The 11,878-nt window shown below is 41.3% G+C and carries 9 protein-coding genes and 1 CRISPR repeat array (1 of these 10 only partly in view); of the genes, 5 read left to right on the top strand and 4 right to left on the bottom strand.

What is annotated here, in order from left to right:
* The first annotated feature begins 177 nt into the window (after positions 1-177).
* The 4 genes from ACNAV8_RS01030 (at position 178) to ACNAV8_RS01015 (ending at position 4,337) form a co-directional block, all read left to right on the top strand.
* On the top strand, positions 178-1,182 hold the full coding sequence (locus ACNAV8_RS01030) for an ornithine carbamoyltransferase (protein ID WP_103855764.1): 1,005 nt from the start codon (positions 178-180) through the stop codon (positions 1,180-1,182).
* Between the two features lie 19 nt (positions 1,183-1,201).
* Complete coding sequence (gene arcC / locus ACNAV8_RS01025) at positions 1,202-2,131, top strand: carbamate kinase (protein ID WP_103855765.1); 930 nt, start codon at positions 1,202-1,204, stop codon at positions 2,129-2,131.
* A 75-nt stretch (positions 2,132-2,206) separates the two neighbouring features.
* Positions 2,207-3,730 carry a YfcC family protein gene (locus tag ACNAV8_RS01020; protein WP_103855766.1) on the top strand — a complete coding sequence of 508 codons (1,524 nt, stop codon included), beginning with the start codon at positions 2,207-2,209 and terminating at the stop codon, positions 3,728-3,730.
* Between the two features lie 139 nt (positions 3,731-3,869).
* On the top strand, positions 3,870-4,337 hold the full coding sequence (locus ACNAV8_RS01015) for an Lrp/AsnC family transcriptional regulator (RefSeq protein WP_103853147.1): 468 nt from the start codon (positions 3,870-3,872) through the stop codon (positions 4,335-4,337).
* A 49-nt stretch (positions 4,338-4,386) separates the two neighbouring features.
* Here ACNAV8_RS01015 and ACNAV8_RS01010 read toward each other — a convergent pair whose 3' ends face one another.
* The 4 genes from ACNAV8_RS01010 to ACNAV8_RS00995 form a co-directional block, all read right to left on the bottom strand.
* The gene (locus tag ACNAV8_RS01010) at positions 4,387-5,259 is read right to left on the bottom strand and encodes a VirK/YbjX family protein (protein ID WP_415777049.1); all 873 of its coding nucleotides are present in this window, start codon (positions 5,257-5,259) and stop codon (positions 4,387-4,389) included.
* A gap of 101 nt (positions 5,260-5,360) precedes the next feature.
* Positions 5,361-6,701, bottom strand: a complete 1,341-nt coding sequence (argG, locus tag ACNAV8_RS01005) for an argininosuccinate synthase (RefSeq protein ID WP_103855767.1) — start codon at positions 6,699-6,701, stop codon at positions 5,361-5,363.
* A gap of 91 nt (positions 6,702-6,792) precedes the next feature.
* A complete protein-coding gene (locus ACNAV8_RS01000; RefSeq protein ID WP_103855768.1) occupies positions 6,793-7,632 on the bottom strand; it encodes an SDR family oxidoreductase in 840 nt (279 codons plus the stop codon).
* An 82-nt stretch (positions 7,633-7,714) separates the two neighbouring features.
* On the bottom strand, positions 7,715-8,575 hold the full coding sequence (locus tag ACNAV8_RS00995; RefSeq protein ID WP_103855769.1) for a phosphoribosylaminoimidazolesuccinocarboxamide synthase: 861 nt from the start codon (positions 8,573-8,575) through the stop codon (positions 7,715-7,717).
* A 187-nt stretch (positions 8,576-8,762) separates the two neighbouring features.
* Between ACNAV8_RS00995 and prfC the strand changes: the two genes are divergently transcribed.
* Entirely contained in the window at positions 8,763-10,352 is a 1,590-nt protein-coding gene (gene prfC / locus ACNAV8_RS00990; protein ID WP_103855770.1) for a peptide chain release factor 3, read from the top strand.
* A 133-nt stretch (positions 10,353-10,485) separates the two neighbouring features.
* A CRISPR array of direct repeats spans positions 10,486-11,878; the repeat unit is 32 nt; unit sequence GTTTCAATTCACGGCCATCTGGGGGATGGCCG (it continues 1,086 nt past the right edge of the window).

Genomic DNA, 11,878 nt, shown 5'->3' with positions numbered 1-11,878 from the left:
ATAAATAATAAATTTTGCTTATTTTTTAGAATTTTGTACGAAAAATTTACATTCAAACAGTAAATTACACACCCTATTCGAAATCACTCTTTTTATAATTCATACCAACTTAAGGTGTTGTATCCACTGCATAATTTTATGCAGTTCTTTCCTCTCAATCATATAAGGAGAAATATTATGGCGTTTAATCTTAAAAATAGACATTTACTTAGTCTAGTTAATCACTCTGAACGTGAAATTAATTATTTGCTTGATCTTTCTCGTGATTTGAAACGAGCAAAATATGCTGGAACAGAACAACAAAAATTAAAAGGTAAAAATATTGCCTTAATTTTTGAGAAAACCTCAACACGCACTCGCTGTGCATTTGAAGTGGCCGCTTATGACCAAGGTGCAAATGTTACTTACATTGATCCAACTTCTTCACAAATTGGTCATAAAGAAAGTATGAAAGACACCGCGCGTGTACTCGGACGAATGTATGATGCCATTGAGTATCGTGGCTTCAAACAAACTGTGGTTGAAGAACTGGCAGAATATGCTGGCGTGCCAGTATTTAATGGTTTAACCGATGAATTCCACCCAACCCAAATGCTCGCCGATGTTCTCACTATGATCGAGAATTGCGATAAACCACTCACTCAAATTAAATATGTTTATATTGGTGATGGACGCAACAATGTCGGTAATTCTTTATTATTAATCGGCGCAAAATTAGGTATGGACGTGCGTATTTGTAGCCCTAAATCACTTTTACCAGAACCTGAATTAGTGGCGATGTGCGAAAAATTTGCCCAAGAAAGTGGCGCGCGCATTACCGTAACGGAAGATATTGATCTTGCAGTGAAAGATGTGGATTTTGTGCATACTGATGTATGGGTTTCTATGGGTGAGCCATTAGAAAGCTGGGGCGAACGTATTAAATTGCTTTTACCTTACCAAGTTACCCCAGAATTAATGAAACGCACTGGCAATCCAAGAGTGAAATTTATGCACTGCTTACCTGCTTTCCATAACAGTGAAACCAAAGTAGGACGTCAAATTGCCGAAACCTATCCTGAATTAGCAAATGGTATTGAAGTCACAGAAGACGTATTTGAATCGCCAATGAATATTGCTTTTGAACAAGCTGAAAACCGTATGCACACCATTAAAGCGGTGCTTTATGCGAGTTTAACCTAGCGAATAAAAGGAGCATATTATGCGAATAGTGATTGCATTAGGGGGCAACGCCCTACTCCGCCGCGGTGAGCCATTAACCGCTGAGAATCAACGGCAAAATGTGAGAATTGCGTGCGAACAAATTGCCAAGATTTGGCCTAATAATGAATTGGTCATTGCGCACGGTAATGGACCACAAGTCGGCTTATTAGCCTTACAAGGCGCGGCTTATAAAGATGTGCCAACTTATCCACTTGATGTACTGGGTGCGGAATCAGTGGGAATGATCGGTTATATGATTCAACAAGAATTAGGTAATCTTGTACCATTTGAAGTGCCGTTTGCCACCTTGCTTTCTCAGGTTGAAGTGGATAAAAATGATCCTGCATTTCAAAATCCAACAAAACCGATTGGGCCAGTTTATACCAAAGAAGAAGCGGATAAATTAGCCAAAGAAAAAGGGTGGTCAATCGCCCAAGATGGCGATAAATATCGCCGTGTTGTACCAAGTCCATTACCAAAACGAATTTTTGAAATTCGTCCTGTTCAATGGTTGCTTGAAAAAGGCAGTATTGTTATCTGCGCAGGCGGAGGTGGTATTCCAACCTACTATGATGAGCAACATAATCTTTGTGGGGTTGAAGCCGTAATCGATAAAGATCTCTGTTCGGCTTTATTAGCCGAGAATTTAGATGCGGATCTCTTTATCATCGCCACAGATGTTTCTGCGGTATATCTAAATTGGGGCAAAGAAAATCAGCAAGCTATTGCCACTGCGCCACCAGATATGATCGAAGAAATGCCATTCCCTTCTGGTTCAATGGGGCCAAAAGTGCAAGCAGCGGTGAATTTTGTTAAACATACGGGTAAAGATGCTGTGATAGGTTCACTTTCTGATATTGTGGACATTGTGAAAGGTAAAGCGGGTACGCGTATTACAACAAAAGCCAAAGACATCACCTATTATTAGGTGAGCAATGAATACGCTTTATCTCAGTATAAAGCGTATTCTTACCATAACTTGCTGTATATAAAGGAGTATATTATGGAAAACGCACATAAAAAGACCTTTAACTTTCCGTCAGCATTTTCAATTTTATTTGTCATTTTAATTATTGCTGTAGCGCTCACTTGGATTATTCCAGCCGGTTCTTATTCCAAGCTCACTTATAATTCGGCAAATAATGTCTTTGTGGTAAAAACTTATCAGCAAGAAGATACCGTTTTACCAGCCACCAAAGAATCCCTTGATAATTTGAATATTAAAATTGAATTATCAAACTTCACCGAAGGCACAATCAAAAAACCGATTGCCATTCCGGGAACTTATCAACGTGTTCAACAAAATCCTAAAACCCTGCAAGATATTGCTATCAGTATGGTGCAAGGTACGATTGATGCCGCAGATATTATGGTCTTTATCTTCGTCTTAGGGGGAATGATCGGGGTGATTAACCGCACAGGCTCTTTTAATGCGGGGCTAACCGCACTGGCCAATCGCACCAAAGGCAATGAATTTTTAATTGTTTTCTGCGTATCTGTGCTAATGGTTATTGGCGGTACAACTTGCGGTATTGAAGAAGAAGCGGTTGCTTTCTATCCTATTCTCGTTCCCGTATTTCTTGCTCTGGGCTATGATGCAATAGTTTGCGTAGGGGCAATTTTCCTTGCTGCATCAATGGGAACGGCATTTTCCACCATTAATCCATTCTCTGTGGTGATCGCTTCCAATGCAGCAGGTATTCCATTTACAGAAGGGATTACTTGGCGATTTGTGGGGCTAATTCTCGGCTCAATTTGTGTTATCGCTTATCTTTACTGGTACTGCAAAAAAGTAAAAGCCGATCCAACGGCATCTTACACCTATGAAGATCGCGAAGAATTTGTCCAAAAATATATGAAAAACATTGATACAGCCCAGATCATTGAATTCACCACGCGCAGAAAAATCATTTTAATGCTGTTCTGTATTGCGTTTCCGATTATGGTTTGGGGAGTGATGTTCGGAGGCTGGTGGTTCCCACAAATGGCGGCTTCTTTCCTTACCATCACAATTATCATTATGTTTATCTCTAAACTGAAAGAAAAAGAAATCGTCAATGCCTTTACTGAAGGGGCATCAGAACTTGTGGGCGTTTCTCTTATCATCGGTTTAGCGCGTGGGGTAAATCTTGTACTTGATGAAGGAATGATTTCCGACACCATTCTTGCCTACGCATCAGAACTGGTTTCTGGTGTACCGGGTAGTGTGTTTATTTTGGCGCAACTTGTGATTTTCATCTTCCTTGGTTTGATTGTGCCGTCTTCATCTGGTTTGGCTGTGCTTGCAATGCCAATTATGGCACCACTTGCAGACACCGTGGGCATTCCAAGACACATCATTGTATCTGCCTACAACTGGGGACAATACGCAATGTTATTCCTTGCTCCAACAGGACTTGTTCTAGTTACTCTGCAAATGCTCAACATTCCATTTAACAAATGGGTACGTTTTGTGATGCCAATGATTGGATGCTTGCTAGTGATAGGTTCAATCTTACTCGTTGTGCAAGTTTCACTTTACACCTAACGTCTATACACTTGCGTACAAGCAAATTGTACGCAAGTGCTTTTTTGCAAAGAATCTGCCAAACAATAACCTAGATCACAGTTTTACCCGGATTATCTTGTTATAATCGATCTCGCACAAAGCTACACAAGGATAACGTATGGCTAAGAAAGTGTTTGATAATATTGATACTCGCATTTTAAGAGCATTACAACGCAATGGACGCTTGCAAAATAACGAGTTAGCCAAAGAAGTGGGATTATCTAATTCCGCTTGTTTACGCCGAGTTAATATATTAGAGCAAAGTGGCGTGATTGATAATTATGTCGCTTTGCTTAATCCGCAAAAACTTAACTGCAATCTAGTGATTTATGTGCTAGGTTCATTTTTTGAAGAAGATCTCAAAGTCCGCGAACGCTTTATGTTCGAAATGAAATCCCTACCCCAAATTGCAGAATGTCATCTAATGGCGGGAGATTATGATTTTATTCTAAAATTATTTGTTTCCGACCTTGAAGAATTTCATTCCATCAAAATGCGTTATCTCACCAAAGAAATCGGCATTAAAAATATCAAATCTGAAATCGCTCTAAAAACCGTCAAAAACACCACCGAACTTCCACTCTAATTTCTGTAAAAAACAAAACCCAAAAGTGCGGTAACTTTTGGGCTTATTTTTAGTTAAATACTACGCTTAAATCGGTTTCCAGTTTATCCAACATTTCATAGCGCTTACGATACATAGAACGCTTTTTACTCTGAATTTCTTCCAAAGGCTTACGCTCAATCTCTAACGGTAACGCCCAATAACCCTGTGTATTCAGCTTTCCATTGTTTTCTTGCCAGAATTCGTCATAGTTGAATAAAAGTCGATTAAAATCATTCCAGCGGTATTTAGATTGGTTCTTATGAGCTATAGCAATTAATTCACAATCCCAGAGCTGACTTAATAATTTAAATACATTAACAATCATAAACATCGGGCGAATCCCATGTAATGATTTGGTTGCTGATTTAACCAATTGTTGAGAATTCTCCTCATTAGGTCCTTGAATTGAAGCAATTAATAATTGATTTGGAGATAAAAAAGTGAAAGATGAATCATACACACTTTCATTGTCCTGATTCTTAATATTAATGGATAAAAAACCTTCAAAAGGATCTATGGCATTAATGTTCAGATAAAGCTTCAAACCATCAGGTAACTCAGATAATAAAATGTGATTTTGTTTTGCCAACTTATCGACAATGGATGTTCCCCAAAATTTTTCTGCTAATTCGAAGTTATTTAAGATTGCTTGAATACGAGCTTTCTTGCTAAAACGAGTATCGCAATACTTTCTTAAAACAGCATTGCAGCGATAGGGTACTTTTTTAAAAATAGGCAACCATTGTGGATTCTGATTAAGAAAATGAACAAACTGATTACATTCTTTATAACATTGCAAACGATAGAAATAGTAACGAATACGAGAACGTAATCTTTTTAGGAAACGCTTATCATAAGGTTGCAATGTTTTAAAATCAGGAAAAGAAAACAAGCTGGACATAAAAACACCGATAAAAAGCCAAAATAAGGCGGAAATTTTAATAAAAAATGACCGCACTTTCAATGTAATAAAAGTGCGGTCACATTTTCACAAGGTTTTAATTAATCTTTCTTATGGCTTAATTGCGGTAAGAAAGATTCTTTTGAAATGCTGAGTAACCCAGTTTGGGTGTAAATGCCTAATTTATCGCGAGTATCCACAATGTCTAAGTTACGCATTGTTAATTGGCCGATACGATCTAATGGATCGAATGGCGCATTTTCAATTTTTTCCATACTCAAACGCTCTGGGTGATAAGTGCTGTTCGCAGATGAGGTGTTTAAGATGGAATAATCGTTACCACGGCGTAACTCAAGGGTAACTTCCCCTGTGATCGCGCGGGCCACCCAGCGTTGCGCAGTTTCACGCAACATTAACGCTTGCGGATCGAACCAACGGCCTTGATACAATAAACGCCCTAAACGTAAACCGTTAATGCGGTATTGTTCAATGGTGTCTTCGTTGTGGATTGCGCTGAGTAAACGCTCGTAAGCAATGTGTAATAATGCCATTCCCGGCGCTTCATAAATACCACGAGATTTCGCTTCAATAATGCGGTTTTCAATTTGATCTGACATACCTAAACCGTGGCGACCACCAATGCGGTTTGCTTCAAGGAAGAGTTCCACTAAATCGCTAAATGATTTGCCATTTAACGCCACTGGCACGCCTTCTTCAAAGCGTACGGTTACTTCTTCAGGTTTGATTTCTACGTCTTCACGCCAGAATGGCACGCCCATAATTGGGTTTACAATGCGAATGCCACGGCTTAATAATTCTAAATCTTTCGCTTCGTGCGTTGCTCCAAGCATATTGGAATCTGTTGAGTAGGCTTTTTCTACCGACATTTTGTATTCAAAACCATTCGCGATTAAGAATTCAGACATTTCGTGGCGGCCGCCAAGCTCTTCAATAAAACGGTTATCTAACCAAGGTTTGTAAATTTTTAAATGTGGATTGGTTAATAAACCATAGCGATAAAAACGTTCAATATCGTTGCCTTTGAAGGTACTACCATCGCCCCAGATATTTACATCATCTTCTTTCATTGCAGAAACCAACATTGTGCCAGTTACCGCACGGCCTAATGGCGTGGTGTTGAAGTAGGTTGCGCCACCAGTAGAAATATGGAATGCACCACATTGGATTGCAGCAATCCCTTCGTGCGCAAGCTGGCTGCGACAGTCGATTAAACGTGCGTTTTCTGCACCGTATTCCATCGCTTTGCGTGGAATCGCGTTGTAATCTTCTTCATCGGGCTGACCTAAATTTGCGGTATATGCGTAAGGAATCGCGCCATTTTGACGCATCCAAAGCAATGCTGCACTGGTATCTAATCCGCCTGAAAAGGCAATCCCAACTTTTTGCCCTACTGGAAGGCTTTGTAAAATCGTGTTTGACATAGTAATACCTTATGGTTTTATTTAAGTTATCGTTTGCGTGATTTTAAATCGGCTTATTATCAATGAAATTGCCTTTAAAGTCTATGCGATATTAAAGAGATTTTTCTTGCTCTGGGATCATCAAATCTGGATCGGGATATTGATAAACAAAATCCAACTCTTGGCAAATTTTATTACCCTCAATAATCCGCTTAGGATCATCAGAAGAACATACAAAGTGCGGTGCAATTAGCCCCAGTTTTTCCGCCATTTGCCCGTAATATTGTGCTTTGGGCGGGTGATGGGGTGCAGAAAGATGATACAACCGCTGTCCGCTTGGCGTTTCAAGTAAAAGCTGAATGGCGCGTGCGCAATCATCAATATGCACTAAATTCACTGGCGTGTTGCCCTGCTGTACTTCTTGTTTATTTGCCAATGAATAGACAGGGTGCCGATCTGATCCAACCAGTCCAGCAAAGCGGATAATATCACAATCCACATTCGGCAATGCCGCCAACCATTGTTCAATTTCCAGCAAGCCCTGCCCGATTTCACTGTCTGGCTGTGGGATCTGCGTTTCATCAAAATGCCCATTTTGCATCGGAAAAACAGAGCTAGAGCTAATAAAAATAAAATGCTGAACGCCGTGATTTAACGCTTCATTCACCAGATTTTTGATGCCCTGCACATAATCCTGCACATTGAAGAAATATTGACTTGGCGGAATGTTGATGACAAGGCTGTCCACCGCCAACAGCACCGATAAATCATCAGGATCAGCGTTAATTTCAGGCTCCAGCAACAAATGATAGGTTTCAAATCGCATTAAACGCATTTGCTCCACTTCATCGTGCGTGCGTTTCGTGCCTTTTACCGTCCAGCCTAAATGTTTTAAATGGCGCGCAAGGGGCAACCCCAACCAACCTAATCCAACGATTGCAACAGATCGCATATTACCTCAATTATCAAATTATCGTGCGGTAAATTCTAGCCGAAAAAGCACCGCACTTAAAAATAATTTGCTTGCAGATTCATTATTTCGTCAATAAATCCAACGCTTCTTGGTATTTATCCACGGTTTTTTGAATGACATCTGCGGGAACTTTTGGCGCTGGGGGTTCTTTATTCCAACCGCTGTTTTCTAGCCAATCGCGGATAAATTGTTTATCGAAAGACGGGGGATTGACGCCTTCTTGATAGGTATCTACCGACCAGAAACGGCTAGAATCTGGCGTTAGCACTTCGTCCATTAAGGTGAGCGTGCCGTTTTCATCTAAACCAAATTCAAACTTGGTATCACAAATAATGATGCCTTTAGTCAGTGCATATTCTGCCGCCGCTTTGTAAAGGGCTAGCGCTTTTTCTTTCACTTGGGCTGCCAGTTCTGCGCCAATCAATTGTTCACATTCTGCATAACTGATATTGATGTCGTGATTGCCCACTTCTTCTTTGCTTGACGGGGTGAAAATGGGTTCAGGCAATTTGCTCGCTTCTTGCAAACCTTTTGGTAATTCCAAGCCACAAATCGTGCCTGTTTGTAAGTAGTCTTTTAGGCCGCTTCCTGTAAGGTAGCCGCGCACGATAGATTCAATTTTAATCGGCGTTAAGCGTTTACAGACAACCGCGCGATCTTTGACTAAATCCGCTTCTGCTTTTGGTAACACATCATACACCGTATCGCCAGTGAAATGATTCGGCATAATTGAGGCTAATTTGTTAAACCAAAAATTGGAAATCTGGGTAAGAATTTCGCCTTTACGCGGAATGGGATCATCTAAAATTACATCAAATGCAGATAAACGATCGGTGGCAACCATCAGCATTCGTTTATCGTCAATTTCATAGAGATCGCGCACTTTGCCCGAATAGATTTTTTTTAAACTTAGCTCGCTCATTTTGGCCTCTTTTTAATTCGTGAAAAAACTGTTGCATATTGTACCGCACTTTTCCCCTTTTGAAGCAAACGATTGCTTAATTTTTTTCATTCAGGGAAAAATCGTGCAAAGACAAAATAAAAGATTGAGAATAGGCTAAATATCAGGGAAAATAGAGCCCATTTTTTGACGATATACTTAGAGAACAATGTCTTTGAACGATTATCCACAACAAGTTAATAAGCGCAGAACCTTTGCAATTATTTCCCACCCCGATGCGGGTAAAACCACCATTACGGAAAAAGTATTGCTTTACGGAAATGCCATTCAAAAAGCTGGCTCAGTAAAAGGAAAAGGCTCGGCCCAGCACGCTAAATCCGACTGGATGGAAATGGAAAAACAACGGGGAATTTCCATTACCACCTCCGTAATGCAATTTCCTTATAACGAATGCTTGGTGAATTTGCTTGATACCCCCGGACACGAAGATTTCTCGGAAGATACTTACCGCACTTTGACCGCGGTAGATAGCTGCTTAATGGTCATTGACAGTGCAAAAGGGGTGGAGGAACGAACCATTAAATTGATGGAAGTTACCCGTCTGCGCGACACGCCAATTCTCACGTTTATGAATAAATTAGACCGTGATATTCGTGATCCGATGGAATTATTGGACGAAGTGGAAAGCGTGTTAAATATCCATTGTGCGCCTATCACTTGGCCAATTGGTTGCGGAAAACTTTTCAAGGGTGTGTATCATTTATACAAAGACGAAACCTATCTTTACCAAACAGGACAAGGGCATACCATTCAGGAAGTGCGCGTGGTGAAAGGCCTTGATAATCCTGAGTTAGATGAAGCCGTAGGTTCAGATTTAGCGCAACAATTACGCGATGAATTAGAGCTGGTGAAAGGTGCGTCTAATGAATTTGATCTGCCACTCTTTTTAAGTGGTGAGCTAACTCCTGTGTTCTTTGGAACGGCATTGGGTAACTTTGGTGTTGATCATTTTCTTGATGGCTTAACCCAATGGGCGCCCGCGCCACAAGCTCGCCAAGCGGATACACGTATTGTAGAAAGTAGCGAAGAAAAATTGACCGGATTTGTATTTAAAATCCAAGCCAATATGGATCCTAAGCACCGCGACCGTGTTGCGTTTATGCGTATTGTTTCAGGTAAATATGAAAAAGGAATGAAATTGCGCCACGTTCGTATCGGCAAAGATGTGGTGATTTCTGATGCACTCACCTTTATGGCTGGCGATCGCACTCACGCAGATGAAGCCTATGCAGGCGATATTATCGGCTTGCATAACCACGGAACAATCCAAATTGGCGATACCTTTACCCAAGGGGAAGAATTAAAATTCACTGGCATTCCAAACTTTGCGCCAGAATTATTCCGCCGCATTCGTCTTAAAGATCCGCTCAAACAAAAGCAATTACTCAAAGGTTTAGTGCAGCTTTCCGAAGAAGGTGCGGTACAAGTTTTCCGCCCATTAACTAATAATGATTTAATTGTTGGTGCGGTTGGGGTGCTACAGTTTGATGTGGTAGTTGCGCGCTTAAAATCGGAATATAACGTGGAAGCCATTTACGAAACGGTAAATGTTGCCACTGCACGTTGGGTGGAATGTGATGATGCGAAGAAATTTGAAGAATTTAAACGCAAAAATGAACAAAATCTCGCCCTAGATGGGGGGGATAATCTCACTTATATTGCGCCAACAATGGTTAATCTCAATCTTGCCCAAGAGCGTTATCCTGATGTCGCGTTCTTTAAAACAAGAGAACATTAAAAACTAAAATGGGAATAAATGATTACTACTTTTTGTATAAAGATTAATAGTGTTCTTAGTTACAATGTGTCAATTCAGGGCTATCTAAGGGATAACCGGTAATGGCTTTCTCTAGAGTAGCGAATGCGAATGTTCTTAAATTCACGGCCATCTGGGAGATGACCGCATTGATGTAAAACGCGTGAAACCTGAAATCAGAGTTTCAATTCACGGCCATCTGGGAGATGGCCGGCAAATTCATCTTTAGTGCCGGTATCGCCAATCGGTTTCAATTCACAGCCATCTGGGAGATGGCCGATTTGTTGCAAGATAGAAATATAGCCGTCTTGCTGTTTCAATTCACGGCCATCTGGGAGATGGCCGCCAATCCTTGTGGCGTTTGCGAACATTGTAAAGCTGTTTCAATTCACGGCCATCTGGGAGATGGCCGCCTAAAAGAGCGGTGGCGGATTGCGTAGTAACCTGTTTCAATTCACGGCCATCTGGGAGATGGCCGAGCACCAAGCCCTTTTCATATCTGGAGCGATGGTGTTTCAATTCACGGCCATCTGGGGGATGGCCGAACAGCTAGCGAACCGCACAAAATATCTCAAAAAAGTTTCAATTCACGGCCATCTGGGGGATGGCCGTCACAGTCTTATCACGCGGTAAAACAGCTTATAGGTTTCAATTCACGGCCATCTGGGGGATGGCCGTCTTCGGTTCTGAGGGTAACTTTATTGATTTTGCGTTTCAATTCACGGCCATCTGGGAGATGGCCGACCCAATTTCAAGCCCTGACCATTGGAGTGATTGGTTTCAATTCACGGCCATCTGGGGGATGGCCGATTGAACCGTGGGCTAGTATTTATGAGAAAAGAAGTTTCAATTCACGGCCATCTGGGGGATGGCCGCTGAACCCTGTTAAAAATCACGCCTTAACTGGTGTTTCAATTCACGGCCATCTGGGGGATGGCCGAGCTTGTGGGTGATGATGTTGCTCAATTTGTTTATGTTTCAATTCACGGCCATCTGGGGGATGGCCGTTGAGAATAAATTTCAAGCCGAAGCGACACTAAAACGTTTCAATTCACGGCCATCTGGGGGATGGCCGTGGGGTGGGGCTTAGAACTAAAACTAAACAAGAGGTTTCAATTCACGGCCATCTGGGGGATGGCCGTACTAAAACGCATTATCTAATCGTATAATTTAATGTTTCAATTCACGGCCATCTGGGGGATGGCCGGGCATCAAATAATTGCAAGTATACTAGATAACGGGTTTCAATTCACGGCCATCTGGGGGATGGCCGGCAATGCTTCTGATTTTGATTTTTCAATTTTATATGTTTCAATTCACGGCCATCTGGGGGATGGCCGTCGTACAGTATTAGCATTAGCACGAGGTCGTCAAGTTTCAATTCACGGCCATCTGGGGGATGGCCGCAACAATAAAAAGGCTACAATCAAAGCAAAGAGAGTTTCAATTCACGGCCATCTGGGGGATGGCCGTTGCAAAAATCGCACGGCTTAACAAATAAAACCTTG

This window comes from Avibacterium endocarditidis, assembly GCF_965138825.1.
Lineage (GTDB): Bacteria > Pseudomonadota > Gammaproteobacteria > Enterobacterales > Pasteurellaceae > Avibacterium > Avibacterium endocarditidis.
This window is presented reverse-complemented; position numbering and strand designations above follow the sequence as displayed.